At 63.7% G+C, this 23,900-nt stretch carries 25 protein-coding genes; 12 read left to right on the top strand and 13 right to left on the bottom strand.

What is annotated here, in order from left to right:
- Nucleotides 1–37: 37 nt before the first annotated feature.
- Entirely contained in the window at nt 38–1,066 is a 1,029-nt protein-coding gene (gene holA, locus JQ632_RS15165; protein WP_212403286.1) for a DNA polymerase III subunit delta, read from the top strand.
- Between the two features lie 307 nt (nt 1,067–1,373).
- Here the strand turns inward: holA and JQ632_RS15160 are convergent, their stop codons facing one another.
- From JQ632_RS15160 to hemJ, 7 genes are all read right to left on the bottom strand, one after another.
- Nucleotides 1,374–2,258 carry a ParB/RepB/Spo0J family partition protein gene (locus tag JQ632_RS15160; RefSeq protein ID WP_212403284.1) on the bottom strand — a complete coding sequence of 295 codons (885 nt, stop codon included), beginning with the start codon at nt 2,256–2,258 and terminating at the stop codon, nt 1,374–1,376.
- A 161-nt stretch (nt 2,259–2,419) separates the two neighbouring features.
- On the bottom strand, nt 2,420–3,274 hold the full coding sequence (locus JQ632_RS15155) for a ParA family protein (protein ID WP_212403282.1): 855 nt from the start codon (nt 3,272–3,274) through the stop codon (nt 2,420–2,422).
- A 28-nt stretch (nt 3,275–3,302) separates the two neighbouring features.
- Nucleotides 3,303–3,944, bottom strand: coding sequence for a 16S rRNA (guanine(527)-N(7))-methyltransferase RsmG (gene rsmG / locus JQ632_RS15150; protein WP_249152008.1), 642 nt, complete (start codon nt 3,942–3,944; stop codon nt 3,303–3,305).
- Nucleotides 3,945–4,049: 105 nt separating this feature from the next.
- Entirely contained in the window at nt 4,050–5,933 is a 1,884-nt protein-coding gene (gene mnmG / locus JQ632_RS15145) for a tRNA uridine-5-carboxymethylaminomethyl(34) synthesis enzyme MnmG (RefSeq protein WP_212403278.1), read from the bottom strand.
- Nucleotides 5,934–6,140: 207 nt separating this feature from the next.
- Nucleotides 6,141–7,493, bottom strand: coding sequence for a tRNA uridine-5-carboxymethylaminomethyl(34) synthesis GTPase MnmE (mnmE, locus tag JQ632_RS15140; RefSeq protein ID WP_212403276.1), 1,353 nt, complete (start codon nt 7,491–7,493; stop codon nt 6,141–6,143).
- A gap of 319 nt (nt 7,494–7,812) precedes the next feature.
- Nucleotides 7,813–9,078: a transcription termination factor Rho gene (rho, locus tag JQ632_RS15135; RefSeq protein ID WP_091882608.1), complete on the bottom strand. Its 1,266-nt coding sequence runs from the start codon at nt 9,076–9,078 to the stop codon at nt 7,813–7,815.
- A 249-nt stretch (nt 9,079–9,327) separates the two neighbouring features.
- Nucleotides 9,328–9,750, bottom strand: a complete 423-nt coding sequence (gene hemJ, locus JQ632_RS15130; protein WP_212403274.1) for a protoporphyrinogen oxidase HemJ — start codon at nt 9,748–9,750, stop codon at nt 9,328–9,330.
- Between the two features lie 462 nt (nt 9,751–10,212).
- Here hemJ and JQ632_RS15125 point away from each other — a divergent pair, with 462 nt between their 5' ends.
- From JQ632_RS15125 to dnaQ, 4 genes are read left to right on the top strand one after another with little or no spacing between them, the layout of a single operon-like run.
- Nucleotides 10,213–11,052: a pyruvate, water dikinase regulatory protein gene (locus JQ632_RS15125; protein ID WP_212403272.1), complete on the top strand. Its 840-nt coding sequence runs from the start codon at nt 10,213–10,215 to the stop codon at nt 11,050–11,052.
- A gap of 9 nt (nt 11,053–11,061) precedes the next feature.
- Nucleotides 11,062–11,670 carry a nucleoside triphosphate pyrophosphatase gene (locus JQ632_RS15120; RefSeq protein ID WP_212403271.1) on the top strand — a complete coding sequence of 203 codons (609 nt, stop codon included), beginning with the start codon at nt 11,062–11,064 and terminating at the stop codon, nt 11,668–11,670.
- Between the two features lie 22 nt (nt 11,671–11,692).
- Nucleotides 11,693–12,292 (top strand): dephospho-CoA kinase, encoded by a 600-nt coding sequence (gene coaE / locus JQ632_RS15115; RefSeq protein WP_212403269.1) that lies wholly within the window; start codon nt 11,693–11,695, stop codon nt 12,290–12,292.
- 26 nt (nt 12,293–12,318) lie between these two features.
- Nucleotides 12,319–13,032 carry a DNA polymerase III subunit epsilon gene (gene dnaQ, locus JQ632_RS15110; protein WP_212403267.1) on the top strand — a complete coding sequence of 238 codons (714 nt, stop codon included), beginning with the start codon at nt 12,319–12,321 and terminating at the stop codon, nt 13,030–13,032.
- 16 nt (nt 13,033–13,048) lie between these two features.
- Here the strand turns inward: dnaQ and secB are convergent, their stop codons facing one another.
- The gene (gene secB / locus JQ632_RS15105) at nt 13,049–13,534 is read right to left on the bottom strand and encodes a protein-export chaperone SecB (protein ID WP_212403266.1); all 486 of its coding nucleotides are present in this window, start codon (nt 13,532–13,534) and stop codon (nt 13,049–13,051) included.
- 403 nt (nt 13,535–13,937) lie between these two features.
- Here secB and JQ632_RS15100 point away from each other — a divergent pair, with 403 nt between their 5' ends.
- From JQ632_RS15100 to JQ632_RS15090, 3 genes are read left to right on the top strand one after another with little or no spacing between them, the layout of a single operon-like run.
- Nucleotides 13,938–14,639: a Tim44/TimA family putative adaptor protein gene (locus JQ632_RS15100; protein WP_212403264.1), complete on the top strand. Its 702-nt coding sequence runs from the start codon at nt 13,938–13,940 to the stop codon at nt 14,637–14,639.
- Nucleotides 14,617–16,149 carry a murein transglycosylase A gene (locus JQ632_RS15095; RefSeq protein ID WP_212403262.1) on the top strand — a complete coding sequence of 511 codons (1,533 nt, stop codon included), beginning with the start codon at nt 14,617–14,619 and terminating at the stop codon, nt 16,147–16,149. The genes JQ632_RS15100 and JQ632_RS15095 overlap by 23 nt, the downstream gene beginning before the upstream one ends.
- Nucleotides 16,146–16,739 (top strand): Smr/MutS family protein, encoded by a 594-nt coding sequence (locus JQ632_RS15090; RefSeq protein ID WP_212403260.1) that lies wholly within the window; start codon nt 16,146–16,148, stop codon nt 16,737–16,739. Before JQ632_RS15095 ends, JQ632_RS15090 begins: the two co-directional genes overlap by 4 nt.
- Here JQ632_RS15090 and JQ632_RS15085 read toward each other — a convergent pair.
- The 5 genes from JQ632_RS15085 to hslV all read right to left on the bottom strand — a co-directional run bounded on the left by JQ632_RS15085 (nt 16,736) and on the right by hslV (nt 21,065).
- Nucleotides 16,736–17,860, bottom strand: coding sequence for a hypothetical protein (locus JQ632_RS15085; RefSeq protein WP_212403258.1), 1,125 nt, complete (start codon nt 17,858–17,860; stop codon nt 16,736–16,738). The genes JQ632_RS15090 and JQ632_RS15085 overlap by 4 nt on opposite strands.
- Before the next feature lie 198 nt (nt 17,861–18,058).
- A complete protein-coding gene (gene hslU, locus JQ632_RS15080) occupies nt 18,059–19,363 on the bottom strand; it encodes an ATP-dependent protease ATPase subunit HslU (RefSeq protein WP_212403256.1) in 1,305 nt (434 codons plus the stop codon).
- A 53-nt stretch (nt 19,364–19,416) separates the two neighbouring features.
- On the bottom strand, nt 19,417–20,013 hold the full coding sequence (locus JQ632_RS15075; protein ID WP_409363487.1) for a DUF2585 domain-containing protein: 597 nt from the start codon (nt 20,011–20,013) through the stop codon (nt 19,417–19,419).
- Nucleotides 20,014–20,015: 2 nt separating this feature from the next.
- Nucleotides 20,016–20,501: a GNAT family N-acetyltransferase gene (locus JQ632_RS15070; protein WP_212403252.1), complete on the bottom strand. Its 486-nt coding sequence runs from the start codon at nt 20,499–20,501 to the stop codon at nt 20,016–20,018.
- Nucleotides 20,502–20,504: 3 nt separating this feature from the next.
- Nucleotides 20,505–21,065, bottom strand: coding sequence for an ATP-dependent protease subunit HslV (gene hslV, locus JQ632_RS15065; protein ID WP_212403250.1), 561 nt, complete (start codon nt 21,063–21,065; stop codon nt 20,505–20,507).
- 255 nt (nt 21,066–21,320) lie between these two features.
- Here hslV and hisB point away from each other — a divergent pair, with 255 nt between their 5' ends.
- From hisB to hisA, 4 genes are all read left to right on the top strand, one after another.
- Nucleotides 21,321–21,914 carry an imidazoleglycerol-phosphate dehydratase HisB gene (gene hisB / locus JQ632_RS15060; protein WP_212403472.1) on the top strand — a complete coding sequence of 198 codons (594 nt, stop codon included), beginning with the start codon at nt 21,321–21,323 and terminating at the stop codon, nt 21,912–21,914.
- Between the two features lie 70 nt (nt 21,915–21,984).
- Nucleotides 21,985–22,515, top strand: coding sequence for a DUF2628 domain-containing protein (locus JQ632_RS15055; RefSeq protein ID WP_212403248.1), 531 nt, complete (start codon nt 21,985–21,987; stop codon nt 22,513–22,515).
- Nucleotides 22,512–23,162 carry an imidazole glycerol phosphate synthase subunit HisH gene (hisH, locus tag JQ632_RS15050; RefSeq protein WP_212403246.1) on the top strand — a complete coding sequence of 217 codons (651 nt, stop codon included), beginning with the start codon at nt 22,512–22,514 and terminating at the stop codon, nt 23,160–23,162. The genes JQ632_RS15055 and hisH overlap by 4 nt, the downstream gene beginning before the upstream one ends.
- A complete protein-coding gene (gene hisA / locus JQ632_RS15045) occupies nt 23,150–23,899 on the top strand; it encodes a 1-(5-phosphoribosyl)-5-[(5-phosphoribosylamino)methylideneamino]imidazole-4-carboxamide isomerase (protein WP_212403244.1) in 750 nt (249 codons plus the stop codon). The genes hisH and hisA overlap by 13 nt, the downstream gene beginning before the upstream one ends.
- The last annotated feature ends 1 nt before the right edge of the window (nt 23,900 follow it).

The following is a 23,900-nucleotide window of genomic DNA, read 5'->3' as shown; positions in this document are numbered from 1 at the left end:
TCACGCTTCGCGTGCCCCGGAATGACAGTTGGGCCAGATGGTCGCGCTTCGCGGAAAAGAGATCGATTCCTTCCTCGCCCGGCCCGATGCCGGCCGCCCGATCATCCTGCTCTACGGCCCCGATGCAGGCCTGGTGCGCGAGCGCGCCGACGCGCTGATCGCGTCCGCCGTCGACGATCCCAATGACCCCTTCTCGCTCGTGAAGCTCGATGGCGATGAGCTCTCGGCCGAGCCGTCGCGCCTGGTCGATGAGGCCATGACGGTGCCGCTGTTCGGCGGCCGCCGCGCGATCCGCATTCGCGCCGGCGCGCGCAGCTTTGCCAGCGGCGTCGATACGCTGGCCGAGATGAGTGTCAGGGATTGCCGCATCGTGATCGAGGCCGGTGAGCTGCGCCCGGAATCGCCGCTGCGCAAGGCCTGCGAGCGCGCCAAGACGGCGGTCGCCATCGGCTGCTATCCCGACACCGAACGCGATCTCGCAAAGCTGATGGACGACGAGCTCAGGATCGCGAATTTGCGCATCGCCCAGGATGCGCGCGCGGCGCTGATGTCGTTCCTTGGCGGCGACCGCCAGGCCTCGCGCAACGAGCTGCGCAAGCTGACGCTCTACGCCCATGGTAGAGGCGAGATCACGCTCGACGACGTCATGGCCGTCGTTGCCGATGCCTCCGAATTGAAGCTCGATCCGATCGTCGACGGCGCCTTTGCAGGCAGACCCGACATCGTCGAGAGCGAATTCGCGAAAGCGATGATCGCCGGCACCTATCCCGGCGTGATCATCTCGGCGGCCCAGCGCCAGGCGGCGTGGCTGCACAAATCGGCGCTCGCGGTTGCCGAGGGCACGCCTGTTACGGCGGTGCTCGACGGCGGCTTTCCGCGGCTGCATTTTTCACGCAAGGGCGTGGTCGAAACGGCGCTGCGCAATTTCAGCGCGCCACGCCTCTCCGGCATCATCGAGCAGCTTGCAACTGCGGCCCTCGATACGCGCAAACAGCCGGCGCTCGCCGCCGCGATCGCCCAGCGCACGCTGATGGCCATCGCCGCGAATGCGAAGCGGCGGGGCTAGGCCCCCACCCTCTCCCCACGTCATTGCGAGGTGCGTAAGCGACGAAGCAATCCGGATAGCCACATCCGTCATCCTGAGGTGCGAGCTGCGCGCCGCACCGCGGCGCGCGGAGAGCCTCGAAGGATGAACGGCCCCGATGCAGCCGGGCCGTCGCCCTTCGAGGCCGCTGAAGAAGCGGCCGCCTCAGGGTGACGGTGATCGAGAGTCGGTGCGTCTAAAGCGCCATGGCTTTAGATTGAATCGTCATCGCTCTTTGTTTGAGCATGGTCTTTTCGGAAAACCGCTGTGCACTTTGCCGGATCATGCTTTAGAGCACGCCCTTCGCCAGCCGCCGCATCACCTCGTCGAGCTGATCGAGGTTGCGATAGCTGATCTGGACACTGCCGCCGGGATCGCGGTGGTTGACGACGACCTTGAGCCCGAGCGCGTCGCTGACGCGCTTCTCAAGGTCGAGCGTATCAGGGTCCTTCTCCTTACCGCCCGCGCGTGCCTTCTGCGGCTTGCGCTCCGGCACGCCCTCTTCATGCGCGAGCGCTTCAGCCTGGCGCACGTTGAGGCCTTCCTCGACGATGCGCTTGGCCGCGGCCAGCGGATCGGGCACGCCGATCAGCGCGCGGGCGTGGCCCGCCGTCAGCTGACCGGTCGCAATGAACGCCTGCACCTCGGCCGGCAGTTTCGTCAGCCGCATCATGTTGGCGACGTGGCTGCGGCTCTTGCCGACGACCTTAGCGATGTCTTCCTGGCTGCGTTTGAACTCGTTGGCGAGCGCGTGATAGCCCTGCGCCTCTTCCATCGGGTTGAGGTCTTCGCGTTGCACGTTCTCGATGATCGCGAATTCCAACGCATCGCTGTCGCTGATGTCGACGGGCACGATCGGCACTTCGTGCAGGCCCGCGATCTGTGAGGCGCGCCAGCGTCGCTCACCGGCGATGATCTCGAAGCGGTCCTGCGCGCCCTTCACCGGACGCACCACGATCGGCTGGATCACGCCGTGCTGCTTGATGGAATCAGAGAGCTCCTTGAGCTCGACTTCCGAAAAGGTCCGGCGCGGATTGCGCGGATTGGGCTTGATGAACTCGATCGGCACCTTGCGCTGCGCGCGCGGCCGTTCGACATGCGCGGCCTCGCCGCCGACATCGCCGATCAGACTCGCAAGACCCCGGCCCAGTCGCGAACGCGCTTCGTCGGCCATCGCCAGCTCCCTTGGATTCACTCGAACGCTCCTGTTACCTATCTTCGTCATTCCGGGGCGCGCGAAGCGCGAACCCGGAATCTCGACATTGTTTCACTTCGAATCTCGAGATTCCGGATCAATTCGCGTACCGCGAATTGTCCGGAATGACGTCGTTGGATTCAATGCGTCGTGCGCAGCTCGCGCTCGCGCTGGATCACCTCAGTGGCGAGCCGCAAATATGCATCGCTGCCGACGCATTTGAGATCGTAGACCAGCACCGGCTTGCCGTAGGACGGCGCCTCGGAGATGCGCACGTTGCGCGGGATCATGGTCTTGTAGACCTTCTCGCCCATGAACTGCCGGACATCGGCGACAACCTGGTTCGAGAGATTGTTGCGCGAGTCGAACATGGTCAGCACGATGCCGTGGATCGACAGGTTCGGATTGAGCGTCGAGCGCACCTGCTCCACCGTCTGCAAGAGTTGCGACAGACCTTCGAGCGCGAAGAACTCGCATTGCAGCGGCACCAGGATCGCGTCCGATGCGGCCATCGCGTTCACCGTGAGCAGGTTGAGCGAGGGAGGACAGTCGATCAGCACATAGGTGTAGTCGGAATCCGGCGAGACGTTGTTGTTGAGCGACGCAATCGCGTCACGCAGGCGGAAGGCGCGGCCGGGCGTGGTGCCGAGCTCGAGCTCGAGGCCGGAGAGATCCATGGTGGAGGGCGCGATGTGCAGCCGCGGCACGGCGGTCGCGACAACGGCTTCGCGCAAGGCGGCCTCGCCCACCAGCACGTCATAGGTCGAGCAGCTCCGGTTACGGCGGTCGATGCCGAGACCGGTCGAGGCGTTGCCCTGGGGGTCGAGATCGACGATCAGGACACGCTCGCCAATCGCTGCGAGTGCCGTGCCGAGATTGATCGCCGTGGTTGTTTTTCCCACGCCGCCCTTCTGATTCGCCAGCGCCAGGATCCGCGGATGGCCCGGCGGGACAATGTCGGTCTGTTCGTGCTGCGGTTCGTCGATCACGGCCATGCCTGTCCCCCACTCACCCCTTGACGCCTCACCCGCGCCGCGTGGCCGCGGTGAGCTCCACGATCCAGCCGTCACCCGTGCGGCTTTGATGGAGTCGAGGCTGAATATTCCAATATTTAGCGGCTTCGGTCAATTCAGCCTCTACATCTTGACCTTTGAGGAATAGCGCTTTTGCACCATGGCGCATCAGCGGCTCCGCAAAACCGATGAGTTGATGTAGCGGAGCCAGCGCGCGTGCGGTGACGCAATCGACCGGGCCGGTGATTCTATCCACATTATCCCCGATCTCGGCGAGATGTACGACCCCCGGCGATCCCGTGACGCGAATGGCTTCGCGCAAAAATGCGGCCTTCTTGGCGATTCGCTCGACGAGGTGAACGCTCGCGCCCGGCGCCTCAGCCATCACACAAGCCAGGACCACGCCGGGAAAGCCTCCGCCGCTGCCGAGATCGGCCCAACGCTTTGCGCCTGGAACGAGCGACACGAGCTGAAGCGAATCGGCGATGTGCCGGGTCCAGAGATGCGGCAGCGTCGAGGGCGCAACGAGATTGGTCTTGGCCTGCCACTCCAAGAGCAGCGCGACATAGCGATCGAGGCGAGCTTCGGTTTCACGTGAAACGGGCGCCAGTTTCAGCGCAGCAGATTTGTCCGCCGCGATCGCCTCGTCCAATGACCGACCTTGGGCCCCCAGCAACTTGGTCGTCCCCTCGCCTTCGCCAGGTCGTCGTGAAGAGGATTTGCCCGTGCCGGGTCCGCGCTGTTTCACGTGAAACGCCTAGGCCATCGCCTTCGAGGTCTTGCGGCGGGCTTCGCGGCGGAGGTAGGCCGCAAGAATGCCGAGCGCCGCGGGCGTCATGCCGTCGAGCCGGCCGGCCTGACCAATCGTGAAGGGCCGCGCACGCTCGAGCTTGCCCCGCACCTCGTTGGAAAGCCCCGGCACCTGGGCGTAGTCGACATCGGAAAGCACCATGGCCTCGTCGCGCCGGAAAGCTTCGACGTCGGCGCTCTGACGCTCCAGATAGACGTCATACTTGGCGTCGATCTCGAGGTGGGTCGCAATGGCGGGGTCAATGACCGACAGCTCCGGCCAGATGGCCCGAACCTGGCTCCAGCCGATCTCGGGATAGGCAAGCAGCTCAAAGGCCGACCGGCGCTGACCGTCCCTGTTCAGAGACAGGCCGTGCTTGCTGGCCTCGTTCGGGGTGATGGTCAGCGACTTCGAGAGCGTCTTCGCCGCTCCGAGGGCCACCATCTTGGCCCGATGATGTTCGGTGCGACGGCTCCCGACGCATCCGAGAGCAATGCCCTTCTCGGTGAGGCGCTGGTCGGCATTGTCGGCCCGCAAGGTCAGCCGATACTCGGCCCGCGAGGTGAACATCCGATAGGGCTCGGTGATCCCCCGGGTCACGAGGTCGTCGATCATCACGCCAAGATAGCCGTCCGCGCGATCGAAGACCGTCAGCGCCGCTCCGCTGGCGGCAAGCGCCGCGTTGAGACCGGCCACGATGCCCTGGGCGCCGGCTTCCTCATATCCGGTGGTGCCATTGATCTGTCCGGCCAGGAAAAGACCGCGCAGACGCTTGGTCTGCAGGGTCGGATCGAGCTCGCGGGGATCGACATGGTCATATTCGATGGCATAACCCGGCCGGACCATCTTGACCCGCTCCAGGCCCGGGATGGTGGCGAGGATCGCGAGCTGGACCTCCTCCGGCAGCGAAGTCGAGATGCCGTTGGGATAAACCGTCGGATCATCGAGGCCCTCGGGCTCCAAAAAGATCTGGTGGCCGTCGCGGTCGCCGAAGCGGACGATCTTGTCCTCGATCGAGGGGCAATAGCGCGGGCCGGAGCTCTTGATCTGGCCGGAATACATCGGAGAGCGATGTACATTGGCCCGGATGACCTCATGGGTCGCCGATGTCGTCCGGGTGATGCCGCACTGGATCTGCGGGGTCGTGATCCGCTCGGTCAGGACCGAAAAGGGCTCTGGCGGATCATCGCCGGGCTGCATTTCGACCGCCGACCAGTCGATCGTGGTGCCGTCGAGCCGCGGCGGGGTGCCGGTCTTGAGCCGGCCCAGCGTGAAACCGGCGGCCTCAAAAGACTTCGAGAGCCCCATCGCGGGGGCTTCACCCACGCGCCCGGCCGGCCAATTCTTCTCTCCAAGATGGATCAGACCGCGGAGGAAGGTCCCGGTGGTGACGACAACGGCCCCTGCCCGCAAGGTCCGTCCATCAGCCAGGCGCAGACCGGTGACCCGACCGTCCCTGACGATCAACTCGTCCGCCTCGCCCTCGATCACGCTGAGACGATCGGTCTCGCGGATCGCTGCCTGCATCGCGGCCGCATAGAGCTTCCGGTCGGCCTGGGCCCGCGGACCGCGAACGGCAGGACCCTTCCGGCGGTTGAGCATCCGGAACTGAATGCCGCCGGCGTCCGCGACCCGGCCCATCAGGCCGTCGAGCGCGTCGATCTCGCGGACCAGGTGACCCTTGCCGAGACCGCCGATGGCGGGATTGCAGGACATTGCGCCGACGGTGGCAAAGCGGTGGGTCACCAATGCCGTGGCCGCGCCCATGCGCGCAGCCGCAGCCGCAGCCTCACAGCCGGCGTGCCCGCCGCCAATCACGATGACGTCGAAGGAATCTCGCTCTGTCCGCATAGCGTGGACTTCTAGCCCAGAGCGAGAAAAGCCGGAAGTGGAAACTCGGCCCGTGTTTCACGTGAAACAGCGCACCCCCGCAAGCTCCCGCCAAATTTCGCGAAAACAACCCCATGCAAAGTAGCTGGCGTTCCCATCTCTCCAATTGTTTCACGTGAAACAACGAAGAGCCGGAACAAGCGCTAGTTCTACAATCTAGAACTAGCTCTACTTTCCAACACAGAACTTTTGGAAAATGGCCCCAAGGACATCCTCGACATCCACCCGGCCCAGCAGCCGGCCGAGCGCGTAGGCCGCAGCCCGGAGTTCCTCTGCAGCGAGTTCCTCGCCCTCGCCGAGCAGGTCCATGCTCCGCTGCAGGGACCCAGCGGTCTGGCGCAACAGCTCCCGCTGGCGAGCCCGGGTTACGAGCGCGCCTTCACTCGCCCCGAAGAATGCACCGGCAAACTCGACCAAGGACATGATCAGGTCGGGCAGTCCGTCGCCGCGCTGCGCCGAGATCGCAAAGACCTTGGGATTCGCGTCCGGGGCAATAACCTTCCCGGCCCCTGGACTCAAGCCTCCCGAAGCGAGATCGATCTTGTTCCGCACGATCCACACCGGGGCTCCCCTGGCCGACGGAGCGTCACCACTCTCCCCATCATCGGAGATCCACAGCACGAGATCTGCCTCGTCCGCGCGCGCACGTGCCCGGCGCACGCCTTCCTGCTCGACGGGATCGTCGGTCTCGCGGATGCCGGCCGTGTCGATGACGGTGACGGGATAACCGTCGAGGTCGAGCTGCACCTCGATCACGTCGCGCGTCGTGCCGGCGTGCGGCGAGACGATTGCGACGTCGCGCCGCGCGAGCTGATTGATCAGCGTCGACTTGCCGACATTCGGCGGGCCGGCGATCGCGACCACGAGGCCCTCGCGCAGGCGTTCGGCTTTGCCCTGCGCCGCAAGCACTTTTGCGATTTCGTCGTGCAGGGCCTTGATTGCCTTCAACGCCGGCGCCTGCAATTCCATGGGCACATCGCCCTCGTCGGAGAAATCGATTCCGGCCTCGATCAGTGCCGACGCGTCGATGATCCGTTCGCGCCAGTCGCGGGCGCGGTCGCCGAGCAATCCCTGCAACTGACGCAAGGCCTGCCGGCGCTGCCGGTCGGTGTCGGCGTGAATGAGGTCGTCGAGGCCCTCGGCTTCGGTGAGGTCGAGCTTGCCGTTCTCGAATGCGCGGCGCGTGAACTCGCCGGGCTCTGCCGCGCGTACATTCGGAATAACAGAAATAGCAGCGAGCAACGCCGCCAGCACCGCGCGTCCGCCATGGACGTGGAATTCGGCGACGTCCTCACCCGTCGCGCTACCAGGGGCCGGAAACCACAGCACGACCGCATCGTCGATCGGCTGTCCCTCCGCATCCCGCAGCGTCACCCGGCTGGCCTGCCGCGGGCTCGGGAGCCTGCCCGCCAGCGCGGCCAGCACCTCGCCAGCGACGGCCCCCGAGACCCGCACGATGGCAATCGCGCTCGGCGGCCGTCCCGATGACAGCGCAAAAATGGTCTGGTCCCTTGGATGCATGGCGGCCTATTTGTCGGCCAACCGGCCAAAAGGCAAACGCCGAATTCAAGCGCCGGACGCGCCTCCATCGCCGGTCGCCGCGCAAAGTGTTGCTATTGTGCGACGCAATATGCGGCGTAACATTTTCTGTTGCCTGGTCTACGGCGTTTGGCTCAGACAGTGCGCCAAGATCGCCAAATATCTGTGTAAATACAACAAGTTGAAAACTAGTCCGCAGCCTTTTCGCGCCGGCCATGCTGCGCCTGATCCCGCAGCAAAACTGCAGCAAAAGCAAAAGGGCGCCCGGAGGCGCCCTTCGCAAACATTGCTGCAGCAGACCTCAGGTATTCATCGAATCGAAGAACTCGGAGTTGCTCTTGGTCGAGCGCAGCTTGTCGAGCAGGAAGTCGATCGCGTCCATGGTGCCCATCGGGTTCAGGATGCGGCGGAGGACGTACATCTTCTTCAGCACCTGCGGATCGGTGATGAGCTCCTCCTTGCGGGTGCCGGAGCGCGAGATGTCGATCGCCGGGAAGGTCCGCTTGTCCGAGACCTTGCGATCGAGGATCAGTTCGGAGTTACCGGTGCCCTTGAACTCTTCGAAGATGACTTCGTCCATGCGGCTGCCGGTATCGACCAGCGCGGTCGCGATGATGGTCAGCGAGCCGCCCTCCTCGATGTTGCGGGCGGCACCGAAAAAGCGCTTCGGCCGCTGCAGCGCGTTGGCGTCGACACCGCCGGTCAGCACCTTGCCCGATGACGGCACCACGGTGTTGTAGGCGCGGCCGAGGCGCGTGATCGAATCGAGCAGGATCACGACATCGCGGCCATGCTCGACCAGGCGCTTTGCTTTTTCGATCACCATCTCGGCGACCTGGACGTGGCGCACCGCCGGCTCGTCGAAGGTCGAGGACACAACCTCGCCCTTCACCGAACGCTGCATGTCCGTGACTTCTTCCGGACGTTCGTCGATCAGCAGCACGATCAGATAGCAATCCGGGTGATTCGCGGTGATCGAGTGCGCGATGTTCTGCATCAGCACCGTCTTACCGGTGCGCGGCGGCGCGACGATCAGCGCGCGCTGGCCCTTGCCGATCGGTGCAACGATGTCGATCACCCTTGCAGAAAGGTCTTTTCGCGTCGGGTCGTCGATTTCCATCCGGAAGCGCTGATTCGGAAACAGCGGCGTGAGGTTGTCGAAATTGACCTTGTGCTTGGCCTTTTCCGGGTCCTCAAAATTGAGCGTGTTGACCTTGAGCAGCGCAAAGTAGCGCTCGCCCTCTTTCGGGCTGCGGATGTGGCCTTCGATGGTGTCGCCGGTGCGCAGGCCGAAGCGGCGAATCTGCGATGGTGAGACGTAGATGTCATCAGGGCCGGGCAGGTAGTTGGCATCCGGCGAGCGGAGAAAGCCGAAGCCGTCAGAGAGCACCTCGACGACGCCCTCGCCGACGATGTCGGTTTCCTGAATCGAGAGCTGCTTGAGAATGGCGAACAAAAGCTCCTGCTTGCGCAGCGTGCTGGCGTTCTCGACCCCTTTTTCTTCCGCGAACGAGACGAGCTCGGCCGGGGTCTTGGATTTGAGGTCTTGGAGTTTGATTTCCCGCATTGGGGTGGTCCTGTGGGGTAACCTTGGGAAGGGGGTGCGAGGTGGCCTGAGAAATGCGGACGCGAGCAGGTAAGGTCCGCAGGTCTAGCAAGGAGAGTGCCGGTGAGGCTTCAAACCTGATGCGGTGTCCGGCTGTCAAAAAGCTCGGACACAACCACATCCGCCTGCGTTGGGTGGGATGTCGCTAATATAGAAAATCGCTTCTCGCGGCGCAAGCCGAAGCACTGAGCGGTCGATCACGATCCTTGCCTAGAACGGCTTCACGATCACCATGATGACGATGAAGATCATCAGGACTGTCGGCACCTCGTTGATAATCCGATAGAATTTCTGGGTACGCGGCCGCCGGTCGGCTTTGAAATCCTTCACCCAGCGGGAAAAAAAGCCGTGGACCGCGGAGAGCGCCAGCACCAGTGCCAGTTTTACGTGCAACCAGGGTGACGCAAACCAATGGCCGGACCACGCGAGATAGAGACCGGCGAGCCAGGTGATGATCATCGCGGGGTTGATGATGACCTTGAGCAGCCGCCATTCCATGACCTTGAAGGTCTCGGACTGCTTTGAGCCGACCTCGGCCTCGCAGTGATAGACGAACAACCGCGGCAGATAGAGCATTCCCGCCATCCAGGAGATGACGGCAATCACGTGCAGCGCCTTGATCCACTCGTACATACGTCAAAACCTTCGCTTCTCATCAATCGGTGGAGGAACCCGAATTGGTAAGAATTCATTTAGAGATTGGAGCGCACACATATCCGCACGCTCGGCTCTTCTAAACCTAAAACTTATAGATTCTTAAAGGTTTGAGTCTGAGTGACCGTGGATTGGACTCATGCAATGCGGTCCGCCACTTTGCCTGTGCTTTTTCACACCCATCAACATTTCCAGCGCTGATCCGCGAGATCCGGATAAGCCACCCATCTTCAAGGGCTTGCGCATAATTGTCGGCGGCTTATCAAGAGGCCTGTACGCACAATCCCGTTTCCGCGCCCGCAAGGCGTCGGAGTTATCCTTTGACGGACCGGTGTGAAGAAACTTGGCCGTTATCCCGCCCCTGGTGTCGCACAACCCTTTCCGAGGGGTTAAGCTCCACACCTATTCACAGCTCGTCCCGCCGACATACAAAGAGATTTCGTGCCGACATCGAACAATTATTTCCATCTGCACCTCGTCTCCGATTCCACCGGCGAGACCCTGATCACCGTGGCGCGCGCGGTCGCCGCGCAATACGCCAACGTCACGCCGGTCGAGCATGTCTATCCGCTGGTGCGCAGCCAGAAGCAGCTTGATCGTGTGCTTGACGAGATCGAGGAAGCGCCGGGTATCGTGCTGTTCACGCTGCTCGAGAAGGATCTGGTCGCGAGGCTCGAGAACAAGTGCAAGGAAATCAACGTTCCGAGCCTCTCGATCATCGGACCGGTGATGCAATTGTTCGAGGCCTATCTCGGAGCTGCGACGACGGGGCGTGTCGGCGCCCAGCACGTGCTCAATGCCGAATATTTCAAGCGAATCGACGCGCTGAACTACACGATGATCCACGACGACGGCCAGCACGTCGAAGGCCTCGAAGAAGCCGACGTGGTGCTCGTGGGCGTGTCGCGCACCTCGAAGACGCCGACCTCGATCTACCTCGCCAACCGTGGCATCCGCACGGCCAATGTTCCGCTGGTGCCGGGCATTCCTGTCCCGCATCAATTGGAGACGCTGACGCGGCCGCTGATCGTAAGCCTGCACGCCACGCCAGAACGCCTGATCCAGGTGCGCCAGAACCGGTTGCTGAGCATGGGGGCCGAGCGAGGCAGTGACACCTATATCGACAAGCAGGCCGTGACCGACGAAGTCGCATTCGCACGAAAACTCAGCGCCAAGCACAATTGGGCGTTGCTCGACGTGACGCGACGCTCGATCGAGGAAACCGCCGCCGCGGTCATGAAGCTTTACACCGACCGGCAACGCAACCGTCCTTCGGAGTAGATGCGGCCGATGAGTCTCTGGCGCGGCAAAGCTCCGCTGATCTTGGCCTCGCAAAGCCAGGCGCGAAAAATGTTGCTCGCGAATGCCGGACTTCCGTTCGAAGCAGTACCCGCCGATATCGACGAGCGTGGGATTCAGGCCGGCTCAAGGCTCTCCAGTCCGCGCGACGTCGCCATGCTGCTGGCCCGCGAGAAGGCGAAGGCGGTCTCGGCGCAGCAGCGCGATCGCTACGTGATCGGCGCGGATCAAACATTGGCGCTCGGCGAGCGTCTCTTCACCAAGCCCGCGGGTCGGGAGCAGGCGGCCGGGCAGCTCCACGATCTTGCCGGACGTGTCCATGAGCTGCATTCAGCGGTCGCAATTGCCCGCGGCGGCAAGCTGCTGTTCGAGGACGCTTCGGTGGCCCGGATGACGATGCGATCGCTCTCCGAGGCCGAAATATCCGCCTATCTCGATGCCGCCAGCGAAGCCGTCACGACCAGCGTCGGCGCCTATCAGCTCGAAGGATTGGGCGTGCATCTGTTCGAGCGAATCGAGGGCGATCACTTCACCATCCTGGGCCTGCCGCTCCTGCCGCTGCTTGCCTTCCTCCGCCACGAAGGGCTAGTTGCGGTGTGACCAGATAGATGGCGGCGCTGTCATGTTGATCCTGGGACTGACCGGCTCGATCGGGATGGGCAAATCCACGACAGCAAAGCTGTTCGCGGAGGCGGGCGTTCCCGTCTATGACGCCGACGCCGCGGTCCACCAGCTCTATGAGGGCGAAGCCGCGCCGGCGATCGAGGCGGCTTTTCCGGGCACGACCGCCAATGGCAAGGTCGACCGTGCAAAATTGTCGGCGCGCGTGGTTGGCGATGCCGCGGCCATGAAGCAATTGGAGCAGATCGTCCATCCGATGCTCGGGGCCTCGCGTCAGAAGTTTTTCGCGGACGCCGAGGCGGCGAAGGCGCCGGTCGTGATCCTGGATATTCCACTGTTGTATGAGACCGGCGGCGAGAAGCGCGTCGACGCCGTTGTCGTGGTGACGACGTCGCCGGAACTTCAGCGCGAGCGCGTGCTGGCGCGCGGCACCATGGACGCACAAAAACTCGATGCCATCATCGCCAAGCAGATGCCCGACACCGAGAAGCGCAAGCGCGCCGATTTCGTGGTGGATACCTCGCACGGCCTCGATCCGGTGCGGGCGCAAATCAAGGACATTCTGGCCGAGGTCGTTAAGATGCCGCAGCGGCGAAACTGATTCGCTTCATAGCGGTATCTTAAATCATGCGTGAAATCGTCCTCGACACCGAAACCACCGGCCTCGATCCCCTGCGCGGCGATCGCCTGGTCGAGATCGGCTGTGTCGAGATCTTTAACCGCATGCCGACGGGCCAGAGCTTCCATCGCTACATCAACCCGCAGCGCGACATGCCGGCGGAAGCCTTTGCCGTGCACGGGCTGTCGAGCGAATTCCTCTCGACGAAGCCGCTATTCGACGAGGTGGTCGACGAGTTCCTGGAATTCATCGGCGACGCGCCGCTGGTGATCCACAATGCCTCGTTCGACATCAGCTTCATCAACGCCGAGCTCGACCGCATCAAGCGTGCGGCGATCCCGCGCGAGCGGTTGGTGGATACGCTGCTGCTGGCGCGGCGCAAGCATCCCGGCGTGTCCAATCGCCTCGACGATCTCTGCTCGCGCTATGCGATCGACAATTCCCACCGCACCAAGCATGGCGCGTTGCTCGACGCCGAGCTGCTTGCGGAAGTCTATGTCGACCTGATCGGCGCGCGTCAGTCGCAACTCATCCTGGCGTCGGAGTCCGAGGAAATTCGAGTCGGGACGAGTGGCGACGTGCCACGGCGGCAACGGCCAGCGCCGCTAGCCCCGCGCGTCAGCGAGGCCGAGCGCGAGGCCCATCGTGCCTTCATCGCGACGATGGGGGACAAGGCGATCTGGAACGAATATCTGGCCGCAACCGCGGCCAGTCCGACCTGACTTAGCTCGACTTCGCCTAGCTCGGCTTGGCCTGGCCCTGCTGGGCCATCTGCCGTTCCATGTTCTGGCGGTAGAGACCGACGAAATCGACGGGATCGAGCATCAGGGGCGGGAACCCGCCGTCACGCACGGCAGTCGCGATGATCTCGCGGGCGAACGGGAACAAGAGCCGCGGGCATTCGATCATGACCAGCGGGTGCAGGTTTTCCTTCGGCACGTTGACGATGCGGAACACACCCGCATAGGCGAGCTCGAAGGAGAACATCACCTTGCCGGCCGTTTCAGCCTTGCCCTCGACCGACAACGTCACCTCGAACTCCTGTTCGCTGAGATTGTTGGCGTTGACGTTGATCTGGATGTTGATTTGCGGCTGCTGACCCTGCTGCTGCAGCGAGGCGGGCGCGTTGGGATTCTCGAACGAGAGGTCCTTGGTATACTGCGCCAGCACGTTGAGCTGGGGAGCCTGGGCCGCGTCGGGGGCGTTGCCGTTACCGTTGGTCATGAAAATCTCTCCTTAACCCCGAATGGGCCTGATATCGCGGCGGGTTGGCTAACATAGGGGCGCCTCATTCCACAAGGGACGAACGACCCCGGAGGACGTCTTCCGGCGCGGGTTGCGGGGGTGCCTCCCTACCCGTCCCGGTCTTCCCGCATGCATCTTAAACATTTGAAGATGCGTGATTTCCGGGCAGGATCGGGTTTCCCCTTAAGCATAAAACGCGCTAGAATTCGCACTGTGCCAAAAGGCGCCATTGGCCGGGCAAGATTTCGTGCCTACATCCCGCGGACCTGAAGCGGACCTAAAAAGGTGATGTAGTGTTGCCGTTCCGGTAAGGAACGGTCTACTGGCCGGACTTATTTTCCCGGCAAAGGCCAGACGGCAAGGACCAGAAAGCGAATACCACGTGGACATCTACACCATCATCTTCCTAGCGCTGGCGGTCTTCATCTTCGTGCGCCTGCGCAGCGTGCTGGGGCAGCGCACCGGCAACGAGCGGCCGCCTTTCGACCGCACCGCGCGCAACGCCCTCCAGGGCGCGGACAAGAATGTCGTGACGATGCCCGGCAAGGTGATCGATCAGGCCCCGCTCGCGCCGAGCGCCGATGTCGCGCCGCCGAGCGACCGCTGGAAGGATCTCGCCGAACCCGGCACGTCGCTCGCGCTGGGCCTCGATGCCATCGTCGAGAAGGATTCCTCGTTCGACCCGCGCCACTTCCTGTCGGGCGCCCGCAGCGCCTATGAGATGATCGTGCTTGCCTTTGCCAATGGCGACCGCCGCGCGTTGCGCGACCTGTTGTCGTCGGAGGTCTATGAGAGCTTTGACGCCGCGATCAAGGAGCGCGAGAAGGCCGAGCAGAAGACCGAGACGCGCTTCGTCTCGATCGACAAGGCCGAGCTCGTCGGTGCCGAGGCGCGCGACCGCACCGCGCAACTCACGGTGCGTTTCGTCTCGCAGATGATCTCGGTCACCCGCGACAAGGCCGGCGCCATCGTCGACGGCAGCGCCGACAAGGTCGCCGACATCACCGACGTCTGGACCTTCGCCCGCGACACAGGTTCTCGCGATCCGAACTGGAAGCTGGTTGGCACCGGAAGCGCGCATTAAGCAAGCCTTTTGGAATTGCGTGACGGCGCTGTGCGCAGGAGCCGTCGCGCTGTCGTCGTTTTCGCTCGCCGCCGAGGCTGCGCGCCGCCACTCCCACGGCCGTCATCATCCCGCTCCGACTATCGCAGCCGTGCCCGCGCGGGCGCTGCCCTACCCCAACCTCGCGCTGCCCTTCGACATTCCCGGAACGCAATATCTGCCGCTCGCCTGGACCGACATCGCCGGCTGGAGCGACGACGACCATCTCGCCGCCTACAAGGCCTTTCGCGTGAGCTGCAAGTCGATCACGCCGCAAAACCAGCCGTCGCCTGAGGCCAAGGCGCTGGGTGGTTCGCTCAACGAGCCGTGCCGGATCACGAAGACGCTGGAATTGTCCGACGACGTCAAAGCCAAGGCATTTTTCGAGGAGCATTTTTCCCCGCTCCGCATCTCGCGCCTCGGCGAGCCCGACGGATTCGTGACCGGCTATTACGAGCCGATCCTCGACGGCTCGCGCACGCCGACCGATGCCTACACCGTGCCGGTCTACCGCCGGCCCTCCAATCTGTTCGTGCGCGGCTACAAGCAGGATTCCGTCAGCCTGCCCAACAAGGGCCAGGTGTTCCGCAAGATCGGCCGCCGCAAGCTGGTGCCCTATTACGACCGCGGCGAGATCGAGGACGGCATCATCGCCGGCCGCGGGCTCGAGATCTGCTACCTCAAGGATTCCACCGATCTCCTCTTCGCGCAGATCCAGGGCTCGGCGCGGATCAAGCTGGAGGACGGCTCGACCGTCCGCATCAACTACGACGCCCACAACGGCTATCCCTACACCGCCGTGGGGCGAGTTTTGATCGAGCGCGGCATCGTCCCGAAGGAGGAGATGTCGATGCAGAAGATCAGGGAGTGGATGGCGCAGAATCCTGATGGCGCCAAGGAGCTGCGGCGGCAAAACCGCTCCTACATCTTCTTCCGCGAGGTGAACCTGTCGGACAAGGACGAGGCCGTCGGCGCCCAGGGCGTGCCGCTGACCGCGGGCCGCTCGATCGCAGTGGACAAGGCGCTGCACGTCTACGGCACGCCGTTCTTCATCGAGGGGCAATTGCCGATCGAGTCCGATCGGTCGAAGACCCCGTTCCACCGCCTGATGATCGCGCAGGACACGGGATCGGCGATCGTCGGGCCCGCACGCGCCGATCTCTATTTCGGCGCCGGCCAGGAAGCGGGCCGCGTCTCCGGCCGCCTGCGTCATCCCATGCATTTTGTGATGCTGGTGCCGAAGAGCCTTGATCCCGTGGCACGCGGCCAAAAATTGCCGGTGCCAGATCCCCGGCCGTCGGAAAAAATCGCAAAACTGTTTCCGCAGACGGCTCCTGCCAAAGATCAGAAGAACGCTGCTCCTGCTGCGCAGCAAGCCGCCGGTGCGACAGTGGCCGTGGCGAACCCGGTGCCATTGCCGGAGCCGCGCCCGGTCATCAAGCCGAGCCGCGAGCAGCGCAAGCACGTTCGTCGCCGCGCAATTCAGCAATGAAACGATCGTCGCGCCCGCCCGTGCTGGACCCACCTCCATCGCCGCGCCGCCGTGCGCTCAGCGAAGAGGATCGCGCGCTCTGGGACCTGGTTGCGAAGCAGGTCAAGCCGCTAAGGAAACATCGCGCGCCGAAGTCACATGCCGCGAAGCGCTCTGAGCCGACGGCAACCGTGCCGCCGGTCGCAAAGCCGTCAATGTCGCCGCGCCCCCATGCACCTGCGACCGCGCCGCGCGTGGCAAAACCCGCGGTGCCGCCGCTGGCGCCGCTCGGCAAGCGCGAGCGGACCAAGCTTTCGCGCGGCCGCAGCGGGATCGAGGCGCGCCTCGATCTGCACGGCATGACGCAGGTCCGCGCCCATCACGCGTTGTCGAATTTTCTGCAGCGGGCACATTACGAGGGACTGACCTTCGTGCTCGTCATCACCGGCAAGGGTCGCACCGGCGGCGAAAGCGGCGTGCTGCGCCGCCAGGTGCCGCAATGGCTGAGCCTGCCGGAGTTTCGCAGCCTTGTTGTCGGCTTTGAGGAAGCCGGCATCGGCCATGGCGGCGAGGGCGCGCTCTATGTGCGGATACGACGGGCGCGAGGTTAGAACGGCCGCACGATTCCGACGCGCGGGATCAGGGTGACGATCACGCCAAAAATGTTGGTGTTGCGATCCTCGCTGGGAATCGGCGTGACTTCACGTGCAGCCGGGAGCGCCTTCACGGCATGCAGGATCAAGAACATGCAGACCGCCCAGTTCGAGATCCAGCGCGAATAATCGAACACCATCGCAAACATCACGAGATAGGCGAGGCCAACGCCGATCAGGCCGGCAATGACCAGGCGCCGGTGCATCTCATCGGCGAGGGCGCGGATGACGTTGGCAAAATAGCGCCACAGCGGCGTATGCAGCCAGATCAGCAGCACGAAGACGGGGACGCCGAGGATGTTGTGGGGCATGCGGCCCCAGGTATCGGAAATCTCCTTCGACAGCGGCTGGTACCAGATGTAGCTGAACTGCAGGAGATCGCTGCGTGTCGGATCGGCCATCCGCCCGCGCAGATGCTGCACGAAGTCGGCTTCGGGGATCGGCATCACGCCCCAGAACTGCGCGGCGAAGAACAGCACGCTCACGCAAACGAGCGCAACTGCGCCGAACGCGACATTGGTCCGGCCGATGCCATGGCCGAGGTAGTGCCTGAGCAGCACGATGACGACGATGGTCGGCACATACATCAGGAGATGGATGTGGTGGATCAGGATCAGGACGATCGAGAACAGCGCGGCGAGCGCGACGAACAGCAGCGAGCGGGCAGGGATCATCAGCAGCACGATCGCCAGCGCGCAGCCATAGATGTCGAAATGGCCGAGCGTGTGCATGAAATTCTTCAGGAAGAACGGCGAGCCCGCCATGAAGACGAACAGCGGCAAGGTCTTCTCGTTGAAGCCGAACGTTTTTCGGAAGAGTCTTACGAACAGCGCAAGTGTTACGAGCCAGGTCACGTCGGCGAGTGCAAACACCAGCCACACCGGCACCCTGTCGGTAAACAGCGCAACGGCCGCGCCGATCAGCGCGCGCTTGATGAAGCCGAAATGATAGTCGACGACGAGGTGGATGTAGGGGACCCAGGGCGGAAGCTGGATCTTATTAATGAAGACGCCGACGATGATTGCAGCGTTGACCGCGAGCAAAAGCCGCCATGGGTTTTGCAGGATGCTAGCGCGCACGAGCCACCCGGCGTGCGTCCACCTCCGCCGTCATCCCGGACAAGCTCGCGCAGCGAGCGCCGATCCGGGATCCATAACCACGAATGTTTGTGTGAGCCAAGGTTGGGGCCGCTATCTTTTCCAATAAGGAACGCCGGTGGTAATGGGTCCTGGCTTTCGCCAGGACGACGGCGGAATAGATAGCGGACTGGCCGGAAATTACAAAATGAACCGGCTCAGATCGGCGTTCTTGGCGAGGTCGCCGATGTGCTTCTGCACATAATCGGCATCGATCTGGATTGTCTCGCCGTTGCGGTCGGGCGCGGTGAAGGAGATTTCGTCCAGCACCCGCTCCATCACCGTCTGCAGCCGCCGCGCGCCGATGTTCTCGACCGACGAGTTGACGGCGACCGCGATGTCGGCGAGCGCGTCGATCGCGCCGTCGGTGATGTCGAGCTTGACGCCCTCGGTTTGCAGCAGCGCCACATATTGCTTGATCAGCGAGGCCTCGGGCTCGGTGAGGATGCGCCGCATGTCGTCGCGGGTCAGCGCTTGCAATTCTACGCGGATCGGCAGGCGGCCCTGCAATTCCGGCAGCAGGTCCGACGGCTTTGCGATGTGGAAGGCGCCGGAGGCGATGAACAGGATATGGTCGGTCTTGACCGCGCCGTGCTTGGTCGAGACGGTGGTGCCCTCGATCAGCGGCAAGAGGTCGCGCTGCACGCCCTCGCGGGAGACATCGCCGCCGACCCGGCCGTCGCGGACGCAGATCTTGTCGATCTCGTCGAGGAATACGATGCCGTTGTTCTCGGCGGCGCTGATCGCCTCTTGCACGAGCTGGTCGTTGTCCAGGAGCTTGTCGGATTCCTCGTTGACGAGGATTTCGTGCGAGCTTTCGACCGTCAGCCGCCGCATCTTGGGGCGGCCGCCGAGCTTGCCAAAGATGTCGCCGAGCGAGACCGCGCCCAGTTGCGCGCCGGGCATGCCCGGGATCTCGAACATCGGAAGGCCGCTGCCCGAGCTCTGGGTCTCGATCTCGATTTCCTTGTCGTTGAGCTCGCCGGCCCGCAGCCTCTTGCGGAACGATTCCCGCGTCCCGGAACTGGCGTTGGCGCCGACCAGCGCGTCGAGCACGCGTTCCTCGGCGGCAAGCTGGGCGCGCGCCTGCACGTCCTTGCGCTTCTTCTCGCGCACCTGGGCGATTGCGACCTCGACGAGATCGCGGACGATCTGCTCGACGTCGCGGCCGACATAGCCGACCTCGGTGAATTTGGTCGCTTCCACCTTCAGGAACGGTGCGTTGGCGAGCTTTGCGAGGCGACGCGCGATCTCGGTCTTGCCGACGCCGGTCGGGCCGATCATCAAGATGTTCTTCGGCAGCACCTCTTCGCGCAGGGAGCCCGTGAGCTGCTGGCGGCGCCAGCGGTTGCGCAGCGCGATCGAGACGGCGCGCTTGGCCTCGGCCTGGCCGACGATGAAACGGTCGAGTTCGGAAACGATTTCGCGGGGGGAGAAGTCTGTCATGTCTGCTTAGCTAGGGTCAGAGACGGGCGAGGACAAGCTGCATTTTTCGGCGATCAGATGATCGGCGGACCCGATTGCCACTGCTTCACGGCGTCAAGCGGGTAGATCAGCATCAAGATATTCAGCGTCAGATTGTCGCGAATATGGAGCGCCATCACGATTTCGAAAACGAGTGCGAGCAGCACGGTTGCGGTCACCGGCAGCGCGCGCGCCGTGAGGAAACCCAGGATCATGGCCACGGTGTCGGACACCGAGTTCACGATGCTGTCGCCGTAATAGTCCAGCGAGATGGTTCCGGCGCGATAGCGCTCGATGATGAAGGGCGAATTCTCGACGATCTCCCAGGTACCCTCGATCAGCATCGCGAGGATGAGCCGCGCCGGCCAGGACCAGCGCGAGAACAGCACCCAGGTCAGGCCGTAGAACAGAAAACCGTGCAGCACATGCGACAGCGTGTACCAGTCGGCGATGTGCTGCGAATTCTCCGAGCTCTGCACCACGCCGTGCCAGAGTTTGACATAGCCGCAGGTGCAGATCGGCACGCGGCCCATCGCAAACAGGATCGAGGCCTGCAGCGCGAGCAGGAGCAGCGCGATGCCGACCCAATAGATCGAGGGAATCGAGATCTTGTTGTCGTCGACGCGCGCCATGGTCATCGATCGCGCACCATCAGCAGCGACGGCCCGTCCGGCGTCTCGACCATGCCTGTTCTTTCAAAGCCCGCCTTCTGATAGGCGCGTACCGCGCGAAGATTCTTGGGATCGGGATCGGTGACCATGCGCGGCAAGCCCTGCCCCAACTGGTGGTCGACGAACTGGCGGATGAAGGTCGAGCCGTGGCCGCGTTCGATCATGTCTGACACACCGATGAACTGATCGATGCCACGGGTACCCTCCGGTTGCGGCCCAAGGCCGGTATTCCACGCCGTCAGGCGGTAGCACTGAAGGTAGCCGAAGGGATCGCCACCTGCCAACACGATGAACTGGTCCATCGCGGGCTCGTCGAGGTCGCCGGCCACCAGCGCATATTGCTCGTCCGGATCGCCCCACCACTCCCGCACATGCGGCTCGCCCAGCCACCGCCCGATCAGCGGCAGGTCGGACGCCGTCATCGGGCGGAAGGTGTAGGCGGGCGTCATCGCCTAGCCGCTCGACAGGCTCTCGATGGTGACGTTGCGGTTGGTGTAGACGCAGATGTCGGCGGCGATGTCGAGCGAGCGGCGGACGATGGTCTCGGCGTCCTTGTCGGTGTCGAGCAGGGCGCGAGCCGCGGCCAGCGCGTAATTGCCGCCCGAGCCGATCGCCATTACGCCGGCCTCGGGCTCCAGCACGTCGCCGGTCCCGGTCAGGACCAGGGAAACGTCCTTGTCGGCCACGATCATCATGGCCTCCAGCCGCCGCAGATAGCGGTCGGTGCGCCAGTCCTTGGCGAGCTCGACGGCCGCCCGGGTCAGTTGCCCCGGATATTGCTCGAGTTTGGATTCCAACCGCTCAAAAAGCGTGAAAGCATCGGCCGTCGCCCCGGCAAACCCGCCGATCACGTCGCCCTTGCCGAGTTTCCGGACCTTCTTGGCGTTGGACTTGATCACGGTCTGGCCGATCGAGACCTGTCCGTCGCCGCCGACCACCACCCGGCCGCCCTTGCGGACCGTCACAATGGTCGTGCCGTGCCAGACCGGCGAGCTGTTCTGGGAATCCTGCATGAAATACCTCGTTGTCCGGCCTGATTTAGGGGGTCGGGGCCAAGGGCACAACCGGGGCACAACGCCCGGCTTTGGGCCGATTTCGCTCACCATAGGCAGAACTAGAGCCCTGCTAGGGCCATCCCGCAGTAGCGAAGGCGTCATTTGGCTGTTAAAAGACCGCCGTTTTCGGCTCAAAGGAGCATGATCCGGAAAAGTGGGTACCGGTTTTCCGAGAGGATCATGCTCAAAACCAAAGTGGAAGCCAGCTTTCCAATGCGCACCGCGACGATCAAGCGCAAGACCAAGGAGACCGACATCGAGGTATCCGTGAACCTCGATGGATCCGGCGTGTCCAACATCACGACCGGCATCGGCTTTTTCGACCATATGCTCGATCTCCTCGCCCGCCATTCCCGCATCGACCTCACGGTCAAGGCGGTGGGCGATCTGCACATTGATCATCACCATACGACCGAAGACACCGGCATCGCGCTCGGTCAGGCCGTGAAGCAGGCGCTCGGCAACATGGCGGGCATCACCCGCTATGCCAGCGTCCACATGCCCATGGACGAAACGCTGTCGCGCGTGGTCATCGACATTTCGGGCCGCCCGGTCCTGGTGTTCAAGGCCGACTTTCCCCGCGACAAGATCGGCGAGTTCGACACCGAGCTGGTTCGCGAATGGTTTCAGGCCTTCGCCATGAATGCCGGCGTGACTCTCCACGTCGAGACCCTATATGGCGAGAACAGCCACCATATCGCCGAATCCTGCTTCAAGGGTCTGGCGCGGGCGCTGCGGACGGCCGTCGCCATCGATCCGCGTGCAGCGGGTGAGGTGCCGTCCACCAAGGGCTCGCTCGGCGGCTGACATCTCCGTCTCGCGGGCCATCGGGCGCCGCCGGCGGGTTCAATTGAATTTTTTGGAACGGGGCATCCGAATGCCTGTCTATACAGTCCATGCTCCCTCCCCCCATGGGACGGATCTGCGCGCCACCGAGAAATTCGCCTTCGTGCGCGATGGCTTCCATTTCTGGGCGATGATCTTTGGCCCGATCTGGCTGCTCTGGCACCGGCTGTGGCTGGCGCTGATCGGCTGGGTCATCTTCTTCGCCGCGTTTCAGGCCGGGCTCTCGAGCCTCGGCGTCGGCCGCACCTCGATCTTCTTCGCCGACATTATCCTGGCGCTGTTGATGGGGCTCGAGGCCACAAGCCTGCGCCGCTGGACGCTGTCGCGCGGTAAGTGGCGGCAGCTCGACGTCGTGGTTGCCGATGACCGGGACACCGCCGAGCGGCGTTTCTTCGAGCGCTGGAGCCAGAAGCAGCGCGGCATCGTCAACGATCAATGGGCCGTCGATCGCGGTGGCCCGCCGCCGACCCGCAACGTGCCGGGCGAGCCGTTCTCCAACCCGCCGCCGCTGCCGTCCGGCGGCATCATTGGCTTGTTTCCAGAACCGGGAGGGTCACGATGAGCGTTGCCATCATCGATTACGGTTCCGGCAATCTGCATTCCGCTGCAAAAGCCTTCGAGCGCGCCGCGCGCAGCATGGAGGACCCGCAGAAGATCATCGTGACGCACGATCCGGACACCGCCTATCGCGCCGATCGCATCGTGCTGCCGGGCGTCGGCGCCTTCGCCGATTGCCGGCGCGGGCTTGATGCCGTGGACGGCATGGTCGACGCGATCACCGAAGCCGTGCGGGTCAAGGCGCGGCCGATGTTCGGCATCTGCGTCGGCATGCAATTGTTCGCAACCCGCGGCAAGGAGCATGTCATCACCGAGGGCCTGAACTGGATCGCCGGTGACGTCGAGAAGATCGCGCCCCGCGACGAGAATCTGAAGATCCCGCACATGGGCTGGAACACGCTCGACGTGCTGCGCGAGCATCCGGTGCTGGAAAAGCTGCCGCTCGGTCCCAAGGGCCAGCACGCCTATTTCGTGCACTCTTATCACCTCAATGCCGCCAATGAGGCGGACGTGCTGGCGCGCGCCGATTATGGCGGACCGGTCACGGCCATCGTCGCCAAGGACACCGCCATCGGCACCCAGTTTCACCCCGAGAAGAGCCAGCGCTTTGGCCTGGCCCTGATCTCGAACTTTTTGAGATGGAAGCCGTGATCCTCTTCCCCGCCATCGATCTGAAGAACGGCCAATGCGTGCGCCTGGAGCAAGGCGACATGGCGCGCGCCACCGTGTTCAACCTCGATCCCGCGGCGCAGGCCCAGAGCTTTGCCGCGCAGGGGTTTGAATATCTCCACGTCGTCGATCTCGACGGCGCCTTTGCCGGCAAGCCGGTCAATGCACACGCCGTCGAGGCCATGCTGAAGACGATCAAGATGCCGGTGCAGCTCGGCGGCGGCATTCGCGATCTCGCGACCGTCGAGGCCTGGCTTGCCAAGGGCATCACGCGCGTCATCATCGGCACGGCTGCCGTGCGCGATCCCGAGCTGGTGAAGGTGGCTTCGAAAAAATTCCCCGGCCGCATCGCCGTGGGGCTCGATGCCCGCGACGGCAAGGTCGCCGTCGAAGGCTGGGCCGAGACCTCGCAGGTCACGGTGCTGGAGATCGCGCAGCGTTTCGAGGATGCCGGCGTCGCCGCCATCATCTTTACCGACATCGCGCGTGACGGCTTGCTCAAGGGCCTCAATCTCGACGCGACGATCGCGCTTGCAGATGCCATCTCCATCCCCGTGATCGCCTCCGGCGGCCTCGCCTCGATCGAGGACGTCAAGGCGATGCTGACGCCGCGGGCCAAGAAGCTCGCCGGCGCGATTGCCGGTCGCGCGCTTTACGACGGCAGGCTCGATCCCGCGGCCGCCCTCACCCTGATCCGCAACGCGCGCGCGGCTGCTTAGG

This window comes from Bradyrhizobium liaoningense (assembly GCF_018130955.1).
Classification (GTDB): Bacteria; Pseudomonadota; Alphaproteobacteria; order Rhizobiales; family Xanthobacteraceae; genus Bradyrhizobium; species Bradyrhizobium liaoningense_C.
This window is presented reverse-complemented; position numbering and strand designations above follow the sequence as displayed.